The organism is Paenibacillus endoradicis, assembly GCF_024721975.1.
Genome location: NZ_JANQBB010000004.1, coordinates 436085 through 458897, shown reverse-complemented (window position 1 = coordinate 458897; position 22813 = coordinate 436085). Strand labels below are relative to the sequence as shown.

Annotated in this window: 18 protein-coding genes; 6 read left to right on the top strand and 12 right to left on the bottom strand. The window is 37.1% G+C overall.

Features of this window, described 5'->3' with window-relative positions; translation table 11 throughout:
* Positions 1-21: 21 nt before the first annotated feature.
* The 4 genes from NV377_RS16070 to NV377_RS16055 all read left to right on the top strand — a co-directional run bounded on the left by NV377_RS16070 (position 22) and on the right by NV377_RS16055 (position 4770).
* The gene (locus tag NV377_RS16070) at positions 22-897 is read left to right on the top strand and encodes a carbohydrate ABC transporter permease (RefSeq protein ID WP_258201802.1); all 876 of its coding nucleotides are present in this window, start codon (positions 22-24) and stop codon (positions 895-897) included.
* Complete coding sequence (locus NV377_RS16065; protein WP_258201801.1) at positions 894-1700, top strand: carbohydrate ABC transporter permease; 807 nt, start codon at positions 894-896, stop codon at positions 1698-1700. Before NV377_RS16070 ends, NV377_RS16065 begins: the two co-directional genes overlap by 4 nt.
* Positions 1701-1915: 215 nt before the next feature.
* Positions 1916-3964 (top strand): beta-galactosidase, encoded by a 2049-nt coding sequence (locus tag NV377_RS16060; protein WP_258201800.1) that lies wholly within the window; start codon positions 1916-1918, stop codon positions 3962-3964.
* A 251-nt stretch (positions 3965-4215) separates the two neighbouring features.
* On the top strand, positions 4216-4770 hold the full coding sequence (locus tag NV377_RS16055; protein ID WP_258201799.1) for a GNAT family N-acetyltransferase: 555 nt from the start codon (positions 4216-4218) through the stop codon (positions 4768-4770).
* Between the two features lie 3 nt (positions 4771-4773).
* On the opposite strand, the gene NV377_RS16050 is transcribed toward NV377_RS16055, so the two are convergent.
* The 6 genes from NV377_RS16050 to NV377_RS16025 all read right to left on the bottom strand — a co-directional run bounded on the left by NV377_RS16050 (position 4774) and on the right by NV377_RS16025 (position 13837).
* Positions 4774-6894, bottom strand: a complete 2121-nt coding sequence (locus NV377_RS16050) for a methyl-accepting chemotaxis protein (protein WP_258201798.1) — start codon at positions 6892-6894, stop codon at positions 4774-4776.
* Between the two features lie 289 nt (positions 6895-7183).
* On the bottom strand, positions 7184-7492 hold the full coding sequence (locus NV377_RS16045; RefSeq protein WP_258201797.1) for a Dabb family protein: 309 nt from the start codon (positions 7490-7492) through the stop codon (positions 7184-7186).
* Between the two features lie 112 nt (positions 7493-7604).
* Positions 7605-9758 (bottom strand): ABC transporter transmembrane domain-containing protein, encoded by a 2154-nt coding sequence (locus tag NV377_RS16040; RefSeq protein WP_258201796.1) that lies wholly within the window; start codon positions 9756-9758, stop codon positions 7605-7607.
* A gap of 152 nt (positions 9759-9910) precedes the next feature.
* Complete coding sequence (locus NV377_RS16035; protein WP_258201795.1) at positions 9911-10966, bottom strand: LLM class flavin-dependent oxidoreductase; 1056 nt, start codon at positions 10964-10966, stop codon at positions 9911-9913.
* A gap of 265 nt (positions 10967-11231) precedes the next feature.
* Positions 11232-12785: a PTS sugar transporter gene (locus tag NV377_RS16030; protein WP_258201794.1), complete on the bottom strand. Its 1554-nt coding sequence runs from the start codon at positions 12783-12785 to the stop codon at positions 11232-11234.
* Positions 12786-12955: 170 nt separating this feature from the next.
* Positions 12956-13837 (bottom strand): LysR family transcriptional regulator, encoded by an 882-nt coding sequence (locus NV377_RS16025; protein WP_258201793.1) that lies wholly within the window; start codon positions 13835-13837, stop codon positions 12956-12958.
* Between the two features lie 165 nt (positions 13838-14002).
* Here NV377_RS16025 and NV377_RS16020 point away from each other — a divergent pair, with 165 nt between their 5' ends.
* The gene (locus NV377_RS16020) at positions 14003-15010 is read left to right on the top strand and encodes a DMT family transporter (RefSeq protein ID WP_258201792.1); all 1008 of its coding nucleotides are present in this window, start codon (positions 14003-14005) and stop codon (positions 15008-15010) included.
* A 92-nt stretch (positions 15011-15102) separates the two neighbouring features.
* On the opposite strand, the gene NV377_RS16015 is transcribed toward NV377_RS16020, so the two are convergent.
* The 3 genes from NV377_RS16015 to NV377_RS16005 all read right to left on the bottom strand — a co-directional run bounded on the left by NV377_RS16015 (position 15103) and on the right by NV377_RS16005 (position 17520).
* Positions 15103-15801 (bottom strand): hypothetical protein, encoded by a 699-nt coding sequence (locus NV377_RS16015; protein ID WP_258201791.1) that lies wholly within the window; start codon positions 15799-15801, stop codon positions 15103-15105.
* Between the two features lie 65 nt (positions 15802-15866).
* Positions 15867-16334: a transcription elongation factor GreA gene (greA, locus tag NV377_RS16010; protein WP_258201790.1), complete on the bottom strand. Its 468-nt coding sequence runs from the start codon at positions 16332-16334 to the stop codon at positions 15867-15869.
* Positions 16335-16527: 193 nt separating this feature from the next.
* Positions 16528-17520 carry a zinc ribbon domain-containing protein gene (locus tag NV377_RS16005; RefSeq protein ID WP_258201789.1) on the bottom strand — a complete coding sequence of 331 codons (993 nt, stop codon included), beginning with the start codon at positions 17518-17520 and terminating at the stop codon, positions 16528-16530.
* 130 nt (positions 17521-17650) lie between these two features.
* Here NV377_RS16005 and NV377_RS16000 point away from each other — a divergent pair, with 130 nt between their 5' ends.
* Positions 17651-18718, top strand: coding sequence for an endonuclease/exonuclease/phosphatase family protein (locus tag NV377_RS16000; protein WP_258201788.1), 1068 nt, complete (start codon positions 17651-17653; stop codon positions 18716-18718).
* A 95-nt stretch (positions 18719-18813) separates the two neighbouring features.
* On the opposite strand, the gene NV377_RS15995 is transcribed toward NV377_RS16000, so the two are convergent.
* The 3 genes from NV377_RS15995 to NV377_RS15985 form a co-directional block, all read right to left on the bottom strand.
* Positions 18814-20160, bottom strand: coding sequence for a glycoside hydrolase family 30 protein (locus NV377_RS15995; protein WP_258201787.1), 1347 nt, complete (start codon positions 20158-20160; stop codon positions 18814-18816).
* Between the two features lie 46 nt (positions 20161-20206).
* Positions 20207-21841, bottom strand: coding sequence for a type 2 periplasmic-binding domain-containing protein (locus NV377_RS15990; protein ID WP_258201786.1), 1635 nt, complete (start codon positions 21839-21841; stop codon positions 20207-20209).
* Between the two features lie 80 nt (positions 21842-21921).
* Positions 21922-22809, bottom strand: a complete 888-nt coding sequence (locus tag NV377_RS15985; protein ID WP_258201785.1) for a carbohydrate ABC transporter permease — start codon at positions 22807-22809, stop codon at positions 21922-21924.
* Positions 22810-22813 lie beyond the last annotated feature (4 nt).

The following is a 22813-nucleotide window of genomic DNA, read 5'->3' as shown; positions in this document are numbered from 1 at the left end:
TATAAGTTAGCGGGTGGTAATATGAGGGGCAAGTTCAATAAATCCTCTCTAATCGGATGGCAGTTTGTATTACTGCCATCCGCATTAATTTTATTGTTCAGTTTTTATCCAATGATCCAATCCTTTATCCTTTCATTCGAATCAGGTAAAGGTAATGTTTCTCACTTTGTAGGTTTAGGAAACTACACTCGTCTTTTCTCTGATCCAATGTTCTTACAAGCTTTATTCAATACACTTTTATATTTAGTTATACAAGTGCCTATCATGCTTATACTGGGCTTAGTTATTGCCCATTTGTTAAACTCACCAAAATTGAAGTTTAAAGGTTTTTATCGCACAGCAATCTTCTTGCCTTGCGTAACAGCTTTAGTATCTTACTCCATCCTTTTCAAAAGTATTTTTGCAGTAGATGGTATTTTCAATCAGATGTTATTAAATATGCATATTATCAGTGAGCCTGTAGCATGGTTATTGGATCCTGTCTGGGCTCGTGTGGTCATAATATTAGCGATTACTTGGCGTTGGACAGGTTATAACATGATCTTCTATCTGTCTGCTATGCAAAACGTTGATCCAAGTGTTTATGAAGCGGCATCCATTGACGGTGCATCTAAATTCCGTCAATTCATGTCCATTACCATTCCAATGTTGAAACCAATTATTCTATTTACAGCGATCATCTCTACGAACGGTACATTGCAATTGTTCGATGAGGTAGTAAATATTACAAATGGTGGACCTGGTAACTCAACGATGACTATTTCGCAATACATTTACAACTTATCATTTGTATATACTCCTAACTTCGGGTATGCAGCTACTGTTTCTTATGCAATCGTTGTTATTGTAGCAGTTCTAGCTGTTCTACAATTGAAAGTCGGAGGTGAGAAGAAATGAAACATCTAAGTGCAATCGGTAAACATACATTTCTTATTATCGCTTCAATCGTATCTTTGTTTCCCTTCGTATGGATGATTACTGGTATGACCAATTCATCAAGCGATATCGTTAAAGGTAAGTTCAGCTTTGGTTCTGAGTTTATGAATAATGTTAATAAATTATTTGATCAAGCAGATATTGCTACAGCATTCACGAATTCTTTCGTAATTGCGATCGTTTCTACACTATTAACACTAGTTCTTTGTTCTATGGCAGGTTATGGATTTGAAGTATATCGCACGAAAGGTACAGATCGTCTATTTGGATTACTAATGTTATCCATGATGATGCCTTTCGCTGCAATAATGATTCCGTTGTTCAAGTTATTCAGTACTTGGGGATTACTTAACTCTGCAACTGCAGTTATTCTACCTGGTATGACTACTGCTTTCATGATCTTCTTCTTCTTGCAAAATACGAAGTCATTCCCGCGTGAGTTACTTCAAGCTGGCCGAGTTGATGGATTGAACGAGTTCAAACTATTCACACATATTTATGTGCCAACTATGAAACCAACTTATGCAGCAGCAGCTATTATCACGTTCATGGCAAACTGGAATAACTTCCTATGGCCATTGATTGCACTGCAATCGCCGGAGAAAAAAACATTGCCTCTAGTTGTATCATCACTAGCATCGTCTTACAATCCAGACTATGGTATTATTATGGTGGCAATTATAATTACTACAATTCCAACCGTTATTATCTTCTTCTTACTGCAAAAACAGTTCGTACAAGGTATGCTTGGTTCAGTTAAGTAGTCCATATTTACACTTAGGCTATACTCGATATTCATATGAATATCGAGTATAGCCTAAGTTACAAAAAAACGTTTAAGGTTATGCTTCCGGCGTACTTTTTATTTTCAAGAAGTAACTCAGGAGGACTATAAAAAGTTTAAGGTTATGCTTCCGATGTACTTTTTATTCTTAAGAAGTATCTCAGGAGGACTATAAAAAGTTTAAGGGGATATATTATGCAGAAGTTATTCTCAGATAAGTTACTACACGGAGCAGATTATAATCCAGAACAGTGGCTCCATGATCCAGAAATACTAGCAAGAGACATTGAATATATGAAAGCGTCTAGCAGTAATATTATGTCAGTTGGTATTTTTTCATGGGCAAAGCTTGAACCTCAGGAAGGTATCTTTGACTTTGAATGGTTAGATAGCGTTATCAATAACCTATATAACAACGGTATTAACGTATTTCTTGCTACACCATCAGGTGCTCGTCCGAATTGGCTTGCAGAAAAATATCCTGAAGTATTACGTGTAGGAGCTAACCGTCAACGCAATTTGTTCGGAGCGCGTCATAATCATTGTTATACTTCACCTGTATATCGTGAAAAAATTACTATTATTAATCAAAAAATTGCTGAACGTTATGCACAACATCCAGCTGTGAAACTTTGGCACATCTCCAACGAATATGGCGGCGACTGTCATTGTGATTACTGCCAGGATGCATTCCGTGACTGGCTAAAAAATAAATACGGTACAATTGAAGAACTTAATATGCAATGGTGGACGACATTCTGGAGCCATACTTACAGTGATTGGTCTCAAGTAGAGTCACCTGCACCACATGGTGAAAATGCAATTCATGGTATGAACCTTGACTGGAAACGTTTCGTTTCCGATCAAACTCAAAACTTTATGAATCATGAAATTGCTGCTGTTAAGCCATTTAACCCTGAGCTTCCAGTAACCGCTAACTTCATGTACTACTTTAATGGTTTGAATTACTTTAAGTTCAAAAATGATGTAGATATCGTATCATGGGATAGTTACCCATTATGGCATAAGAAAGATGACATTTCGGTTGGTCTAGACACAGCCATGATGCATGATATTATGCGCTCCATCAAGAAAGAGCCATTCCTATTGATGGAAAGTACTCCATCAAGTACGAACTGGCAAAGTGTATCCAAACTGAAAAAGCCTGGTATGCACCTATTGTCTTCCCTTCAAGCTGTAGCACATGGCTCAAACTCCGTTCAATATTTCCAATGGAGAAAAAGTCGTGGTTCTAGTGAAAAGCTTCATGGTGCAGTTGTAGCCCATAACGATCGCTCTGATGCAAGAGTGTTCAAAGAAGTTGCTCATCTAGGACATATGCTAACGGAACTGTCTGATATTGCTGGAACAAATACGAATGCGGAAGTAGCAATCGTATACGACTGGGAGAACAAATGGGCAGTTGAAGATTCCCAAGGTCCTCGTAATAAGGACATGGGTTACATTGAAGAAGTTCAAGCACACTATCGTGCATTTACAAAACAAGGTATTTCAGTAGACTTTGTTGATATGGAATGCGAGATTAATGAATACAAAATTGTTGTTGCTCCGATGTTATATATGTTACGTGCTGGATTTGAGAAAAAAATGCGTGCTTTTGTTGAAAATGGGGGCACATTAATTACAACATATTGGACTGGTATCATTAACGAGAACGATCTAATGTTTATGGGTGATGGTCCACATAACTTAACGGATGTACTTGGTCTATATAGTGAAGAGATTGATGGTTTATACGATCATGAACATAACTATGGTCAAGTAACGCAATCACTTGCTGAAGGTAAGTTACAAGGTAGTTACAGTTGTACTATGCTTTGTGACATCGTTAACTTGCAAGGTGCTGAGGCGATTATGACATACAAAGATGACTTCTACTCCGGCCGTGCTGTCGTAACACGTAATCAATTTGCCCAAGGTGAAGCTTATCATATCGGTAGTCATTTCGAAGATGCCTTCTATGATGATTTCTACAATGAACTAGCAAGCAAACTTCAACTTGAAACTGCGCTAGATGTACAATTGCCAGATGCTGTGTATGCTGTTGCTCGTGAGAATGAAACGACGAAGTATGTATTCATTCATAACTTCTCAAATCAAGCAACGCCTATCCCTACATTAGATGTTCGTTACAACTTCGTAACTCGCTCTCGTGCAGATGTGGCTCAAGAACAATGGACACTTGCTCCATATGAAATGATTATTGTTTCTATCGCAAAATGAGAAAACCTCTATCGAGGCAATTCAAGGATGGGCGACCGCGTTTATAAGGTTCGTTTTATCGCCAAATAGAAATTTGTCCTTCGGGATCCGTGGAAATTAATAAATTCTATTGTGGTAATAAAAAGCTTAGATCAACGATATAACGTTGATCTAAGCTTTTTCCTTATCATAAATCAAACGCTTCCGATGCTACTTTTTCTCGTAAAAAGTGTTATTATAGAGCAAATAATAAGTTTAAGGAGCCATCCAACATGATTAGACAAGCACAACTAGAAGATGCAGCACAAGTTATTTCATTAATTATTTCAGCGATCCATGAGCTAACCTTTCCATTTACAGGGGAATATGATGAAGATGCAGCCGGGAAAATTTTAACTGAATATTATTGTAGCCCTGGTAATCGCTTTAGCTGCGAATTGGTTACAGTTGAAGAAATCGATGGCCAGATCGCGGGAATGATTCTATGCTACTACGGTAAAGACATGAACGAGTTATATTCTCCTATTGAGACATTACTACAACAACGTCTGCAAAAATCAGTAACGCTTGAACTAGAAGCAGACACGGATGAATATTACATTGATGCATTAGCGGTTCATCCATCTTATCAAGGACGCGGTATCGCTTCTCGTTTAATGCAACATATTGAACAGAAAGCGGCAAATGACGGTGTTCATAAGGTCGGTCTAAACGTTGATTTTGATAATGCTGCTGCTGAAGATGTCTATAAGCGTAAAGGCTATGTGGCAGATAAACAAATTATGCTCCACCATAAGCCGTTTTGGCATATGGTGAAGCATGTATAGCTACTACTCTGTAGATTGAAGGATAAACTTACTAAGATCGTCTTGCAATTGAGCTGAGACTTGCTTCAATTCCTTTGCTGAATACTCAATTTGCTCCATAGATGCCAGCTGCTCTTCTGCAGCTGCAGCCATTGTTTCTGCTTCATTAGAATTAAGTTCGGAGATATGTGCCACTTCAGCAATTGAAGAGGTAACTTCTTGCATTTCAGCTGACATTTCTTCTGATGTGGCAGAAACATCTTGGATTTGCCCACTAACGATTCTAATATCTTCTAGAATTCGATCAATCGTATTTTTCGAGCGATGAACGGATTCCAATCCACTATTTGTCTCAATTTGCATGGACTTCATTGCTTCAACATTTTCATTCACTAAGCCGCGAATTTCGCCTAGCAACTGGGATATCGACTTTCCAGAGCTCGTTGTTTCTTCCGCTAGCTTTCCTACCTCCTGTGCTACCACTGTAAACCCGCGACCGTACTCCCCAGCACGTGCAGCTTCGATATTGGCATTCAGCGCTAGTAATTTCGTTTGCGATGCAATATCCATAATAGCATCAATAATTTTACTAATTTGCGCAGAGTGTTCTTCAAGGCGACGAACGACTCCTGCACTCAGATCCTGTGACTTCTTAATACTATCCATTTGCTTAACCGTTTCTGTTAACTGTTGATCACCTAGTAGCGCATTTTCACTCGCACGAATTGCTACAAAGGCAACCTCAGATGCTGCTTCAGCTATCCGATTCACTCCAATAGCCATCTCATTCATTGCTTTCGCTGTCTCACTCGTTGTACGTGTCTGCCTTACTGTGCCGTCTGATACTTGCTGTACTGATTCTGCTACCTGTTTCATTGCTACAGAGCTTTCCTGCGCAATTGCTGCAAGTTGCGACGAAGAACCTAATGTCGTCTTAGCTATATTTTGATTGTTTTCTAGTACGATACTCATAGCACGCTGCATACTATTAAATGCTTCTCCGACTTCCCTTAGTTCATCCTTCGTATTTAACACAATATCTTGTGAGAAATTACCTTTTGCCATTGCTTCTGCTCGTTCTTTCAAATTTTTCACTGTTTCAATCACATTTCGGTAGAAGGATAGATAGATTAACATAATAAATAGAAAGATAATGACCATAATCGCTAATGCTATATTACGGCTTAACATCTTAGAGTCAATTCTAGATTGTAATTGATCTGTCATGTTATGGCCAAGCAACACATAAGCCTTATTCATTTCTGAGATGACAGCAGTACCTTTATTAAAGTAATCGTCAGTACTAATTGTAAAACTATCTACATTCAATATTTCATTATCTAATAGTGCAATGAAATTATCTGACATCGTATGCACATTTTTTAATTGATCTAATAGTTGTGTATACTTTCCAGGATGACTAGTATTCAACCGACCGATCGTATTCACTATCTCATTACCTGTATCATCACTAAGTGCCTTTTTCAGTTGTAATTGTAGATACGCTTCATCACTTAATTGGCCAGTCATCAATGTAGCATTACCTTGCCCTCTTATGACACCTGTTGTCTCAATTAGCATTGGAAGTTCATTAACAAGAAGTCGCATCATATAGTATGTGTCAATTTCAGTATCTAGTGTAAGATAGGATTCATCAGATAATAGCTTAATTTCTACCAACACTTCCTTGACCAAATCAGAATGCATATTATAACTTTCTGCCGCTGAATATTGATCAAATGTACGCTCAATGTTACTCCATTGATTTAAGATAGATTGATATTGTTTGTATGATTGTGGGTATAACTCTTTGTTAAATTTTTCATCAATACTGTCTGTTACATCTTCAATTTCTGCTTGCTTTGCTTTAATATCTGCAAGTAGCTGGGTATTGCCATTTAAGTAATCGCTAACTAAGCCTCGATGCTGCTGTATTTGTATCGCTAGTGGCCATACTTCTTCAATCTGCATGACACCTACTTGCTCTCCGTTCAAGTATTCAATATCCTTTTGCTGATCAACTGCCCATGTTGTGAATAAATAAATAATAGGGGCGAGGAATAAAATACTAATAAAAATAAACTTCTGACCATACTTCATTCTCGATACAAGTGAAGTAAATGGTTTCAATAAAGTACTTAGCATCGTTGTCTCTCCCTTAACATAGAGATTAATTGAAATACAATTTACGTAGGTTACAGCACTATCCTTCTTATCTAACAATTAAGCGCCCTCTAGTTGCCTTTCCGTTATGAATACAGCAAAAATAGAGCAGACCTCCTATCCACTTCGACATCCTTGCAAGTGTTAGGTCTACTCTTATATATGTGCTAGATTGCTATATTGTCCCTATCATTTGTCATGTGAACAAAAAGAAAGAGAGACTTTCGTCTCTCTTAATCTTTCTATATTTCTTGGAATCTCCATTATTGATTCAATGATACTCTGTATAATCAATCTCAAAAAACTTCGAAACTTCCTTTTCCCAACGTTCGCTTACAAATGAAACATGAAGTGGATGCTCATTATATGCTGCATAAGCTTGTTCGTCTTCGAACAACATACTGAAACCAAATTGATAGTCATTTTTCGAACTAACTTGATTAAGCACTTTAAATTGTTGCACGGTTGGAATAGAACTTAATATTGATCGTCCGTCCTCCAAAAATGTTTGCTGCTCTTTTGACCCGGCCTCATGTATAAGAGAAAAAATAACGGAGTGAATAATTCGTTGGTCTGCCATTAGAATACGCCCCTTTGAGATTGGTGTGTAATACAATAAGTTTACTACATATTCCTTTATTGTAACTATCACTAAATTATACTGTTATGATCACTCTAATTTTAATAATATTTTATTTCATTCGATGCACAATCACAGCCTCGAGTTGCTCACGCATATAAGGATATGTCTTCATAAGCGGCATAAGCTGCTGGGCTGTTAATGTAAGCAAAACACAATCCGTTGAAGCAATAACATTTGCTGTTCGTGGTATATGACGTAATAACGCAATTTCTCCAAAGTATTCACCATCTTCAAGACTAGCAACTGTCGTCATTGAACCATCATTATTGTTCTTTGTAATCATTACTTTACCACGTACGATAATATAGAATTTATTGCCCTTTTCGCCTTCACGTATAATGGTTTCACCAGATGCCCGCTTCTCAGTTAAGAACTGCGTTGTAAGATGCTGTAATGCTTCATCTTCTACTTCGGCAAAGAAAGGTAACTGCTTAAGTCTATAGGATGCAATACTTACTCGATGTCCATCTTGGCTCCACTGGAATCCTTGCTGTCTCGTCCACATCTGCGCGTAATGAGCACATGTAGTAAGTAATTCATCGTGCGTCCCTGATCCGACTAATTGACCTCTATCTAGCACATAAATAAAATCTGCCCTCATTATCGTATGAAGTCGATGTGTAATATGTATAAGCGTCCGATTGTGACTTAATTTGGCCAAACATTCATTAATAATAGATTCTGCTTCCGGATCAAGTGCTGCTGTAATATCATCCGCAATAAAGATATGAGGATTACGTAATACGGTCTGTGCTATAGCGATCCGTTGTCTTTCTCCTGCTGAGAAGTTTTGACCTTCATTAACGATCATTGTATCAAGTCCTTGAGGTAGATCAGCAATCAGTTCGCTTAATCCTGCCATATCTAGAGCACGTCCAACTTCTTCAAGAGTAGCATCGGCATTGCCTAACAATAAGTTGCTACGTAATGTCGCGTTGAACAGATAGGGTTCTTGAAATACAACCCCAACGGTACGGAACAGACTCTCCAATTCCACTTGCTCAAGTAGGGTCGATTGAATCGTAATGCTACCTTCTTGTGCCTGATAGAAACGTAATAATAATTGTACTAACGTACTCTTACCTGAACCACTTGTCCCCACGATCGCTACATATTGCCCATCCTTAATAAGTAATGAAATACGATTTAAAATCTTTTCATTATCATTATATCCAAAGCTGACATTGTTAAATAAAATATCAGCGCCTGTATTCGTTAAAACAAGAGGTTGCTCTACTTCAACAATTTCCTGTTGCAACTCTAATATTTCATTCACTCGCTTCATACCAACTTCACCCTCGATAAATGCTGGAATGATTCGCATAAACGCTGTTATACCATAATTAAATGTAAGAAATATAGAATTGAAAGCTGTGAAATCACCAATCGACATTTGTTTTTGAAACGTGAAATAACCACCTATCGCTAATACCGCAACATTGACAAGCGTTAAGATCATGACAGGTAATCTTTCTAAATTCGAATTAATAAAGCTACGCTTTACGCCGAATGAATACAGCAAGCCCATCTGCTTATCGAAACGTTGTTCGAAACTACGTTTCAAGTTGAAGGCCTGTATCGTGCGAAATCCCTTTACTTCCTCTTCGATATGATTAGAAAATTGCTCCATTCCATCAACATAGCTTTGATTATATAATTTTGCTCGTTTGCTCATCAGTGCTTGTGGCAAGATAACCATTAAAGAGCCTACAACAGCAACAATTGTTAATTTCCATGAAATTGTAATCATTAATACTACTCCAACAATAGCACTCATAAAGGAATATAAACCGATAACAAATACTTGCTGAAGTGCATATTCAATTGCCGGAGCATCAAGCGTAAACCGAGACAATAAATCACCACTACGATATTTTTGATAGGCTTTAGAAGATAACGTTTGAAGTTGCCTATACACATCACTACGTAATCCAAGCAACGTTTTTTCATTCAATTTGGCTAGTGAAAAGTCTCCGCCTATGCCAATAATAAGGTTAAGTAATCCTCCGACAACAAATATAATTAATACGATGAAAAATACAGTCATATTTTGCGGTAGTATTGCTTCATCGATCAAATATTTCATACTCAATGATGTGAAGTATTCAAAAGCTAATTCAAATATTATGGCAAGTACAACAAAGCATAATAGTAGTTTATGACTCATTAAATATTTTTTTAATGATTTCAGAACATATAACAACAGAAAAGCCTCATTCCTGTATCACATTTTCATAAATTATACCATTATCCCATCTAGAAAGGCCTAATATTTGATTAATATAATCAAGTCTTGCACTTATACACAAAAAAATCCGCTATGTCATGGACATAACGGATTTTCGCAATAGTATTTTATAATCCTTGTTCTTTCTCCCATTTCGCAATTTCTTCGCGAACAATTGGAGCAACTTCTTTACCGAATAATTCAATACCATGCATCACTTGATCATGTGGCATCGTACCTAATGGCATATGAATCATAAAACGTGTAATACCTACATGTTTACGTAAGTTGATAATCTTCTGCGCAACATATTGCGAATCACCAACATATAGCGCGCCTTCAATACTACGAGCATGATCAAAAGTCTGTCTAGTATAAGGACTCCATCCTCTTTCGCGACCAAGAATGTTCATAACAGCTTGCGCAGGAGGGAAGAATTGCTCAGCAGCAAGTTCCGTCGTATCCGCGATAAAGCCATGAGAATGTGAGGCAATCGGTAATTTACTAATGTCATGCCCTGCTTTAGTAGCTGCCCGCTTATACAATTCAACAAGTGGAGCGAAGTGATATGGACTTCCACCAATAATAGCTAATACTAGCGGAAGACCGAGATACCCGGCTCTAACAACCGATTGCTGATTACCACCACTACCTATCCATACTGGAAGTGGATCTTGTACTGGACGTGGGTAAATCCCTCTAGCATTAATTGATGAACGATGTTTACCTTTCCAGCTAACTACTTCTGACTTTGTAAGATGAAGTAATAGATCTAACTTTTCATCAAATAGTTCATCATAATCCTCTAGGTCATAGCCGAATAGTGGAAACGATTCAATAAATGAGCCTCTGCCTGCCATAATTTCAGCACGACCATTAGAGATTGCGTCAACAGTAGCAAATTGTTGATACACTCGAACAGGATCATCAGAAGATAATACTGTTACCGCACTTGTTAGCCGGATATTTTTCGTTCTTGCCGCTCCTGCAGCAAGAATTGTCGCAGGTGAAGAAGCTGCGTAATCTTGACGATGATGTTCACCTACACCGTATACATCTAGTCCCACTTGATCTGCTAAGACGATTTCTTCCACAACTTGACGAATTCGCTCAGCATGACTAATAAGCTCCCCCGTCTTTGGATCGGGATTACATTCTACAAACGTCGATATACCTAATTCCATCTATATCATCCTTTACAACTTTTTGTTAGCTCCCTGTGCTACATCTTGCAAACAAAAAGTACTTCGAAAGCATAAGCCACTTTTTGTTAACTACTTGAGTTACTTCTATTATATTGCCCTCTGATTGATGCCACTTACATATACCTACTTATATTGTGCATATAACGCCAACAAATTGCAAGTAACTATATTTTTTATTGTGAAATTCCAAAAAAAAGCTATAAAGTAAATTAGCTACTTCATAGCTTCTATATTATTAGTGAAATTATTTCAATTTTACTGTCTTATTCGCAATAATCGTTATTGCGAAAGCAACGAGTAAGGAGACAAGCATAGCAATCGCAAAGCCCCATGGATTATCGGATAAGAATGGAGCCATGAACGATGGAACATAGGCCGTACCACGAATGGCAAATAGTCCAACTAGACCTCCACCAATACCTGAAGCAATAATCGCTCCGGCAAATACTACTTTATTAGAGAACATGAACGGATACGCCGCTTCAACGAATGTACCAAAACCCATATTAATTAAGAAGCCTGGTGTTGCAACTGCTGCTTCTCCTTTATCACGTGGGCTAATAATATTAGCTAGTGTAATACCAGCGGAAACCATAACTAGACCAACCATATCTACAGCTCCAAGGAAGCTATTACCTGTTGTTTCCATCTCAAGTAATACGATTGGCAAAATTGCCGCGTGATATACACCTGCTAGAATAGCTGGCCAGATCAACAATCCTGCTAGTATGCCTGCTAGTATCGGATTAAATTCAATTGCTACATTAATAATAATTTTCACCCATTCTCCAAGCTGTAATGCAATCGGAGATACGAGGAAATACATAAGTAGACCGGCTACAAGACCGGAAACACCACCGGCTACAATGTTTACTGTAGTCATCGGGAAGCGCCACTGAACACATTTGGTAAATAACCATTGTACGAAAATACCAGCTAGAATACCACCAATCATACCACCGATAATTCCGCCTTCAGTTGATAGAATACCCGCGATAACACCAGCAACAATCGAAACTTCATCTAACTCAGATACTTGTTTCGCTGCAATAACAGCAATTAATACGGGTAAGGCACCAATAATAACATTAAACACATCACTTAAAACAGATAATGCAGGAATTTTACTTAAGGCAAGTACAATAGCCATCGCAATAAATCCTGGTAAGGAAGCTTGCATAATACCTTTAAAGTTAATTCGTTTCCATACACTTACAGACGAACCTTGACTATTATTACCTTGATGACCTAGAACAGGCATGTATTTAATATTCCATTGTTTACTTAGTGAAGTTAAGAAAGAAACTGCTCTTGTACGGTTCGTTGTACCCGTCGTTCCTGAAGTAGCGATCACATTAGCCCCTTTAGAACTAATAATTGCCATAGACGTTCCGCCTGTACCTACAATCGGCAGTTTGAACTCAGCTGCTGCTGTAATAGCAGCGTTATTCGTTCCCTCAGGATCACCGCTCATGATGATAATACCATCTACTTCTTTATTGCGAATAAGCTTTGCAATTGCTTTATCTGCATCTTTCGCTTGATCGTTAATGGTGGATAGATTATTTTGTTGTCCTTTCACGAAGGTCTGCTCTGTAGCGTTCCAGCTATACAAAGATGCTAATGTTTTGCCTTTGGCTACATCCATAGATTCTTGCGCAGCTATAAATTGGACTGCCGTAATTTCAACACCAGCACTCTGACATTGTACCAAAATTTCACCTAATAATTTCTCGGGGTCACGACCACCCAAATTAAACAAATTGCCACCACTGCTACCTAATATAGCAACCTTCATCAAGTACACTCCCTAATTTGTAGATGCTATACATTACTTTAGTATAGTAATGTATTAACTTATTATATGAGTGAAATGTGTGGAGATCAACCCAAAATTAATATTTACTAATTATTTAACGATTATTTTCAATTACAATAGTAATTTCACTATTATTTACTTGTTATTATTCACTTATTATCATTTATTTCTTCTAACATATAGGCGTGTTTTTGAATTTCATCTATAAAATGTGAAAGTGTATTCGTAATATAAGAATCTTTTCGCCATACGAAGATGGTAGTAATATCACAATAAGGTTCTGGTAATTGATGCTCCTCTACAACTTCAGTAGCAACGAGATCTATTACGCTAGATTGAGGGATTATTGTAACTCCAATACCTGCAGCAACACTTCCAATAATTGTCCCGAATGTGCCAAACTCCATTATTTTACGCGGAATAATTCCTTCGACCTTCATCCAACTTTCCAATCGTCCACGATAGCCACATCCTTTGTGATAAAGTAGAAACGGAGTCGTGGTTAATTGATCCATCGTAAAGCTGTCTCGCTTAGATACTAGAACTAACTTCTCTTGAATAACAGCTAACTGTTCTACATTCGGATGGCGAATTGGTCCGGTTACGAAAGCTCCATCCAATTTCATATCAATAACATCTTGGACAAGTTGATCTGTAACCCCAGCAATTAACGATAATTCTACATTAGGATAATGGTCGTTGAATGATGATAGAATATGTGGGAGAGCGATTACCGTCTCTACAATTCCGATCTTTAACATACCCGAAGCTCCATCTTGATCTTGAAAACTCCGTTTCATTTCTTCGACTTTCGCCGTAATTTCTTTCGCATATTCCAGTAAACGTTTTCCTTCTGAGTTAATAATCATTCCACGTTTGTGGCGAATGAATAGTGGCGTATGCAATTCCTTCTCTAACACTTTGATTCGAGCAGTGACATTCGATTGCACATAACTTAATTGCTCTGCTGCTTTACTTACACTGCCACATTCAACTACTTTTTGAAATATAATTAAGTCATTTAGTTCCACATTGATCCCCCATTCCTAGTTAATTCGTCAAGCAGACTATATATTGTAATATCATTATAAATGATGGATTTAGTTACTTTCAATCATTTTACATAGTTCTTCTAATCTTCTATAGTAATATCATAGATAAAATACTGGATATTATTAGGATGGAGAGTTACCACAATGGTTAGAAAAAATGTAGTGATCGGAGCGTTATTATGTCTTATCGCTAGTGTGTCTTGGGGAGCAATGTTTCCTGTTGCGCATTTGGCATTACAACATATAGATCCGTTCTACTTCTCATTTATTAGATATTTCTTGGTTAGTATATTATTAACGATTATTTTGCTAGCTAAAGAGGGCCGTAAAGCTTTCAAACTAGAGGGACGCGGACTTGCACTAGCATTTTTCGGGTCTATGGCGTTCGTCGTCTACAATATGTGTGTGTTTCTAGGGCAACAGATGATGGGTGAGGCAGGTACGGTTATTGCTTCTATTATGGAAGTTCTTATGCCAATTATAACAATTGTATTAGTCTGGCTAGGTACACGCAAAAGACCAACAGCAACTACCGCTCGTAATATTGTCATTGCTTTCGTAGGAGCGATGCTAGTCATCACTAGAGGTGATTTGTCATTCTTCTTCATGAATAGTAATCAACTATTGCCACTCTTATTAATTTTTATTGGTGTTACTGGTTGGGTCGTCTACTCATTAGGTGGTTCTCGCTTTAAGGGCTGGTCGATTCTTCGATATTCTACATTAACTTGCTTACTTGGTAATGGTGTGGCATTCCTCGTGGTCGCATCAGGAACTGCTACGGGAATGTTAGAAATACCAACGCTAGAAACTTTATCGAGTGTGAAATATGAAATGGCATTTATGGTACTATTACCTGGCCTTGTTGCCTTATTAAGCTGGAATAAAGGCTTACAACTTTTATCTTCCACTCACGGTGTACTATTTATTAATTTCGTTCCGATCACAACTTTTATAATCATCGCGATTCAAGGCTATAGTATTAGTACTTTTGAAATTGTCGGTACGGTACTTATCATTGCAGCTCTAGTTCACAATACGTTGCATGAACATACATCCATTAAAATCATTCCCAAATCAATGCGCACATTTGCAAGATTCTCACGATTCCAATTATTCAAAGCCGTTCGCATGCTCACGTCAAAAATGTAATCTACTTATAAATTAGGGTGCTCTATGTTAGCAGTAATTACTGTCAACATAGAGCACCCTTTCGTTACATAACTAGAAACTTGGATACTACATTACATCGTCCATTGGCCATGGATAACAGCTACTAGAAAATATTGACCTGCCTGCTCCTCGAAAACTAACCGTAAGCTGTTCCAATCCATCCCTTCATACTCCGCTGTTCCTTCAATATAATATTCTACTGATGTGTATTGTTCAGTAGAATATATATCTTGCCAGTTTTGTATCATTGAACCTAGACCATTAGTCGTATTAACCCCGACAACAGCATCTGTAGCATATGCACGATCATTAATGAATTCATGATAGTATTGCGCGAACGTTAGTTCCATTGGCTCTCCAGAGCCATCATACTCTCTTGCAGTTACAATCGTATCGGCACTCATAGCAGTGACAAACTGTAATTGTGTTAATTCAAAATCAACATCTTCACGAATATATGGGTACGGTGAAAATCTTACTGCAACATCCTCCGCTACATATGGAGCGATATCAATCAACTGACCTTGTGCTAATTTCTCGACAATAAGCTGGGCTAATTGTTCTGGCTGTAGTTGCTGTGGTTCATTATCATTAGGGGTAGACTCATTAGTAGGTTTAGGGGACGTTTGATCTATTATTGGAGGCATAGTTACGTTGTTATCTATCTCTTCTGTAATGATTGGAGGGGGTTGCGCAGTGCTTTCTTGCTTTTGACATGCTGTTACTATTAATACGCCAACCGCTATAATTAACAATAGCCATTTTCTCATTAGATTCAACTCCTTTGTTTGAGTTAATCATTAGACGAAATATGGCTACCTATTGTTTCAATATATTATTTTATTTCAAGAAGTTTATACATAATCGTTCCTACTGGGGCGTCAACTTTAATGATATCATTGACTTTCTTACCGATAATCGTTTTACCAAGTGGACTTTCATAAGAGATTTTGAAGTTTATAACATCTGCTTCTGACTGACCTACAATCGTATATTCAACATTTTCATCATATTCTTCATCATATAAAACAACTGTTGAACCAACGGCTACAATCGATTTGCTTTCCGCTTTTACGATTTTTGCTACACGAAGCATCGCCTCTATTTGTTTGATACGTGTTTCCATAAATGCTTGATCGTTTTTGGCCGCATGATACTCACCATTTTCTTTCAAGTCACCATAGCTAATAGCTTGCTTCAAACGTTCTGCTATTTCGCGACGCTTAGTTCCTTTTAGTTCTTCAAGTTCTGCTGTTAATTGATCATGTCCATCTTGTGTTAAAACTACTTCCTCATTTGCCATTTCGTACACTCCTTTGTGCTTCTATATCCTATTGTACCTTATAATGTGCCTTGAGAACGAATATTACGCAAATTAATCAAATTAATTATTGAGTTATCTAGCAGAATCAGAACTAATAGTAAAAAACACTGCAATCATAATCGAATGCAGTGTTTTTTATGGTATATGTAATCATTTCAATAATAGAAACTAATCAACCACCAAATATATTAGTTAAGCTATTTCCGATATTATTTACGAAAGAAGATACTAATTCATTAATTAAGAAATATAAAAATAGTCCTTGTACTGCGAACATAATTCCTGTTGAATACATAGGATCAATAACATGCTTTTTGCCTATTTTATAATTTTTCACAATAGATGCACCACTTGCAAAGACACTAATTACTACAACAGCTAGTAACAACATTGCCAACTTCGCTAGGCCAACTAATGTAATTAAGAAGATTAATGGCATAATTGCCGCAGGTAAAGCCATATAAGCAAACCATTGCGACATTACATCAACAAAGTTAGTCGTTAACTTATTTAGTTTATTCAACCCAAATGCGACACATCCACCAATTGCTAAGCAGATAGCAGAAACTATAACTGGTACTAAAAATGATGATACGAATGATACTGACTGACCAAATATATTATCTAGTATGCTATTCATGTAAAACCAAGTCGTTAACCCAAACAATACAGCAAATGCTATAATGTTAATAGCACCGAATAATATTTGATTTTTATCTTTTGAAAAAGCTTCGACATGGGGTCTTTTTAATATCGCCAATACATACTTGAAGTAGTCTTTTACTGGTTTTAGTTGATCTTTTGCAGGAGCTGGTGCTACAGCATATGGTGGTTGATAGCCTTGTTGTGGTGGATAATTCCCTTGAGGCTGTTGTTGATAATTATTACCCTGTGGTGATTGTGCATATCCTTGGGGAGGTACTTGTTGATAACCTTGCTGTGGTGATACTTGCTGGAAACCTTGTTGCTGTGGTACTTGTTGATAGCCTTGTAGTGGCACTTGAGTAAACACTTGCGGATCCTGTTGATATGCTGGCTGTTGCTGCGTGGATGCCGCTACCTCTTGAACATGATTTGCAGGTTGTTCCAAAGCTAGTTTTGTCCCGCAATTATGACAATGAACCGCACCTTCTAGATTAGTAGTTCCACAACTTACACAATTCAATTAGATCATCCTCACTTATTAAATTTAATTCAACTCTCCGGTGAACATCATCTTGATCAACTATTATTTTACAGTTATTTACTACAATATCAACAATTTGTTTTATATTTATCATTTAAGGAGTGTAACTATGAAAAAATTGATTATACGTTTCGTACTGTTGATTTTTAGTATCGCCATCATAGTCATTGGTGGATTTATTGGATATGTCTCGCTCACTGATTACAAACCTAATGCTGTTGAGGCCTTATTAATTCGTCATCCTGTATCTGAAACGATTAACGCTACAAAACCATTTACAATTACTACGTTCAATATTGGATATGCTGGATTAGATGCTAAGCAAGATTTTTTCATGGATGGAGGAAAGATGTCTCGCTCTAGTAGCTTAGCTCAAACGGAAAGTAATATGGCAGCCATTACAGCTACAATGAATCAATTAAATTCAGACATCTATCTTCTGCAGGAAGTTGATGTTGATGCTACTAGATCATATAAATTAGATGAGGTCGATACTATCATTCATAAATTACCTGATTATAGTAGTGTATTTGCTTATAATTATAAAACACCGTGGGTGCCAATTCCTATTACTAAGCCAATGGGTAAAGTAGAAAGTGGACTTCTATCACTTAGCAAGTTCCATATTAGTGATCAATCAAGATATGATCTTCCCGGTAAAGAAAGCTGGCCTGTGCAATTGTTCGAGCTAGACCGAGCATTCGTAGAAATGAGACTTCCTGTCAGCAATGGGCAAGAGTTAATATTATTGAACCTTCATCTATCTGCATTCGATAAAGGCGGTACGATACGTCAACAGCAATTACAATTTCTAAGTCAATATATAGAAAAACAAATGGCTGAGGGTCATTATCTAATTATTGGTGGGGATTGGAATCATGCTTTGCCTGGAACGGATTCAACCAAATTCCCAACTACGCAATCATGGCCAGAATGGCTGCAGAAATTCCCGGAAGATTTCACACCTAATGGCTTCCAATGGGCAGTCAACACCGACATTCCAACTGTACGCACACTCGATGTTGCTTACACAGCGGGGGAAAACTTCTTAGCTGTAATTGATGGTTTCTTAGTGTCATCTAATGTAGAAATCGTTAATGTTTCAACGGAGAATTTACAATTTGCAAATAGTGATCATAATCCCGTAACTGCTACATTCAAGCTAAAATCCAACTAAAGCAATCAATAAAAACACCCTGTAAAGTAGACTTATTAAGAAGTATCTACTTTACAGGGTGTATTTTATTTACTAAAGAGTTTGTTATCGTTACATTAACGTTTCAAATGAATCGTTATCGCGCTTTTTGCCTCTACAGCTATAACAATTGATTCTGCACCTGGCAATGCAATTGAAGCATTACAGTTCAGTTCACTGTCATTAAATAATACCAAAGCAATAGAGTTATCTTTATTTCTTACTGACACTGAACGAACTTGTTCATTCGTAGATTGTGTGTCCAAACGAACAGCATTAGGACGAATACATTTACTGAAATGCGCGAGTGCATAATAATCCAACGTATACGTAAGCTCTTTCGTTTGTTGATTGACTTGGACAATGCCACGACAAGTACTGTTTCCAAAACCAGGTACAGTTGGACCATTGTTTTCATCTAATGCCATATTCCACAGTACTAGACTCTTACTATAATTACGAATGATCTCAATACCTGTACGCATGACATTGGAAAATGCAGGTTCAAAAACTGGAATCCATTCCCCGCCAGATCCCTCAGTAAAGTGTACCTCTTTCAATGGGAACTTATGAAATACATCCGATTGTGTACTTGGTGAACCACCATACCAATGCCATGCTACACCATCTACTGCATCATCTGCTGTTTCTAGAACATGAAGTGGATAGTTCGGCTCATCCCAGTTGTGGTCATAACATAATATTTTTGTAGAGATACCGTGTTCTACGAAGGCTGGTTTCAAGTGATGCTTAATAAATTCACTTTGAACTTCAGGTAGCATAATCATACCTGGGTAATGTCCAGGAGAATACAGCGCTTCATTTTGTGGAGTAATGGCATACATAGGTAGTCCATGCTCTGCATAAGCTTGTATATACTTCACAAAATAGGTTGCGTAAGTTGAATAGTACTCTTTCTTCAACTCCCCGCCAATCATCGAACCACTAGTCTTCATCCATGCTGGTGGACTCCACGGTGATGCCATTAGTTTAATTTCTTCATTTAAGGACAAAGCTTCCTTAACTAACGGAACAATATCCTGCTCATCATGTGCTATCGTGAACTGAGATAATGCTTCGTCTGTCTCACCTTCAGGAAGATCATTATAACTATAGAAATCTCTTGCATAATCCGACGCTCCCATCGGATTACGCATTACAGACAAACCTATTCCTTGTACAGGATCAAACAACATTTTCATTGCTTGTTCACGTTGTTCTGGTTCTAATACTTGATTCATCAGATATGCCGAAGAGTCTGTGAAAGAAGCACCGAAACCATCTATCTCCTGATAGGTCATCTGCTCATTAATCGAAATTGTCACTTCCGTGACATCTGAAGCATAGGGAGCTAATTGTTCGATACTCTTTTTAACAAACAATGCTTCTGCTCCATTCGAATGGTAAGCCGTGATGTTTTTCATGATAGTTTCCTCCCGCTCTTCTTTCTCTGTAGATATCACTTCATTACTACAAGCCTAATTTTTCTTTGTTTCTTGCCATTTTTTCGTTATAAACTTTAAGAATTGCATCCCATTTATTATCTGATAAGAAAACTTCATATTGGTGGAGTACAGTATCAAATGTCGCAACATCCTTCGAACGAATTAAACTAACAAGTGTTGTATTCCATTGTGTATTAATAGCACTTAAAGATCTAGCTTCAGGAGTACCTTGTTCAGGACTAAGGTTTTCAATAATAAAATGTGGTACCAATTTCCCTTTACCCCATTCTTGCAATTGTTTCACTGATTCAGGGAACGCATCTTCACTTAATACTTTATGTTTGTCATGACCAAAGAACATAAACTCTCCTAAACGGTATTCCTTCTTAAATTTATCCGCATTACTTACTTGTATTTCTTTCACTTCTGGTAGCAATTCTACTTTTCCATCTGCTGTGTATTGATAAGTTTCACCTTCAATACCATAGTTCATCAGCATTTGTCCTTCTTCACTTAACAAGTAAGTAAATAGTTGAATAGATTTAGCTGGTTCGATATTAGAGTTAGTAATAAAATTGATCATCCAACCTGTAACACCGGATTGATTTAATGTTGGGCTATTTCCTACTGTACTTTGTGGACCATCAATAGCAATATATTCTTTACCAGGGTTAGCACTATTGAAGATTTGTAAGTTACCACCTTGGTTCGGTGTACCCTCAATCAACATCGTTGCATATTTTCCTGACTTAATTTTTTCTTCAAAAGCGACAGCATCATCTGCAAAGCTATCATCACTAATTGATCCATCGCGATATACTTTGTTTAATGTCGATAACCAAGTCAAGTAGTCACTATCTAAGTTACGATTATAAAACTGACCGTTCTCATCGGATAGAGGAACACCAATAAAGTCTTGGAATACATCACCTAATGAACCTGTACCTGTACCAATGGAGTTAAAACCAAATGGAAGTAATGCTGGGAACTTTGTTTTAATTTGTAACAATACAGCTTGAAACTCTTCTGGAGTACCCATACTCGGTTGTCCTAGCGCTTCATATACATCTTTACGAATGATGAATGCTGCTTTAGCAGCAATAGTGCCGCTTTCATAATCTTCTTGTGTATTGGAATAGTTAGAATAACCATATGTGTTGCCATCTTCCTGTTGGAACCAATTCATAGTATCTTTTGCTGCAACTTGTAAGAAATAAGGATCATACTGTTCTGCCAATTCATTTAATGGCATTGCCCATGTTGATGCTTTTTGTACAAGAGCAGAATTAGCGTCAAATACAGTAATTAAATCTGGCATATCATCACCAGCAAAGAATGTGTTTAATTTTGTATCATCACCTGTAAGGAATTTGATATCAATATTTAGATCTTCTTTAATTTTTTTTGTTACTACGTCATTACCATAGTCGTTATTCCACCAATCAGCATTGACATACCATGTTAATTTTGTAGTTTCTTCTTTATTATCTAACTTCCAAGCTGGAGTATTTGCATCTAATTCATAACGATCCTCAATAGATACTTTTGTACCCTCATTTGAACCGCTCTTACCACAAGCCGACAGTACAAGCGCGAAAATCATTACTACAGAAAATAACATAAAACTTTTTTTCGATTTACTTCCATTTCCATAAAACATAGTTTAGCCCCCTTATAATAAAAACGTTTTAATTTTCACCACTAGCTAAATACAAATAAATCTTCAAGTTTAGTTTTTTGTTATTCCTTCACCGCCCCTACCATCATTCCAGACATAAAGTAGCGCTGTAATAAAGGATAAATGATAACAATTGGTAATGTTGTAATTACAATTGTTGCTAACTGAACCCCTTTAGTTGCTGTTTCAATAACGACTGAACCACTAATGTTTTGCATCGCTTGCGTTTGAGATTGGACAATAATTTCATATAATTTCATCTGCAATGGATACAAGTTTTCATTGGTCACATAGATTTTAGTCGTCATAAAGTCATTCCATTGATTAACCCCATTGAACATAGCGATTGTTGCCATTGCTGGCATAGATAGCGGAATAAATATTTTCATGAAAATTTTCCAATGACCAGCACCGTCGATTTTAGCCGATTCTTCCAATGCAGGTGGAACGTTTTTGAAAAAGTTCATCAAAATAATAACATCATAAAAACTTAATAATGCAGGAATAATATACACCCAAAAGCTATTTAACATTCCTAATTGCTTAATTAATAAATAAGTAGGAATCATACCACCAGAGAAGAACATCGTAACAACGCCCATCCCAACGTAAAACTTACGACCACGAATGTTGTTCTTACTTAATCCATAAGCAACCATAGCGCAGAATAACACATGTGTTATTACGCCAATAACTGTTTTGGCTATCGAGATAAAGAATGCTTGCCAAATCATATCATCTCTAAAAACTGCACGATAATTTTCTAATGAAAACTCAGGGGTCCAGAAGATAAATCCACCCTCTGATAATGCTCGGCTCGAACTAAAGGAAGAGACAATGACATTCCATAATGGAACTATAATAACAATTGTAAATATAATTAGACACGCCATGTTCACATAATCAAATATTCGACTATTCCAATCTTTTTTTAATGCTTTTGAATTCATGTTT

Coding starts and splice junctions, on each gene's coding strand:
- NV377_RS16070 (WP_258201802.1), top strand. CDS start 22: ATGAGGGGCAAGTTCAATAAATCCTCTCTAATCGGATGGCAGTTTGTA.
- NV377_RS16065 (WP_258201801.1), top strand. CDS start 894: ATGAAACATCTAAGTGCAATCGGTAAACATACATTTCTTATTATCGCT.
- NV377_RS16060 (WP_258201800.1), top strand. CDS start 1,916: ATGCAGAAGTTATTCTCAGATAAGTTACTACACGGAGCAGATTATAAT.
- NV377_RS16055 (WP_258201799.1), top strand. CDS start 4,216: ATGATTAGACAAGCACAACTAGAAGATGCAGCACAAGTTATTTCATTA.
- NV377_RS16050 (WP_258201798.1), bottom strand. CDS start 6,894: ATGCTAAGTACTTTATTGAAACCATTTACTTCACTTGTATCGAGAATG.
- NV377_RS16045 (WP_258201797.1), bottom strand. CDS start 7,492: ATGGCAGACCAACGAATTATTCACTCCGTTATTTTTTCTCTTATACAT.
- NV377_RS16035 (WP_258201795.1), bottom strand. CDS start 10,966: ATGGAATTAGGTATATCGACGTTTGTAGAATGTAATCCCGATCCAAAG.
- NV377_RS16030 (WP_258201794.1), bottom strand. CDS start 12,785: ATGAAGGTTGCTATATTAGGTAGCAGTGGTGGCAATTTGTTTAATTTG.
- NV377_RS16020 (WP_258201792.1), top strand. CDS start 14,003: ATGGTTAGAAAAAATGTAGTGATCGGAGCGTTATTATGTCTTATCGCT.
- NV377_RS16015 (WP_258201791.1), bottom strand. CDS start 15,801: ATGAGAAAATGGCTATTGTTAATTATAGCGGTTGGCGTATTAATAGTA.
- greA (WP_258201790.1), bottom strand. CDS start 16,334: ATGGCAAATGAGGAAGTAGTTTTAACACAAGATGGACATGATCAATTA.
- NV377_RS16000 (WP_258201788.1), top strand. CDS start 17,651: ATGAAAAAATTGATTATACGTTTCGTACTGTTGATTTTTAGTATCGCC.
- NV377_RS15995 (WP_258201787.1), bottom strand. CDS start 20,160: ATGAAAAACATCACGGCTTACCATTCGAATGGAGCAGAAGCATTGTTT.
- NV377_RS15990 (WP_258201786.1), bottom strand. CDS start 21,841: ATGTTTTATGGAAATGGAAGTAAATCGAAAAAAAGTTTTATGTTATTT.
- NV377_RS15985 (WP_258201785.1), bottom strand. CDS start 22,809: ATGAATTCAAAAGCATTAAAAAAAGATTGGAATAGTCGAATATTTGAT.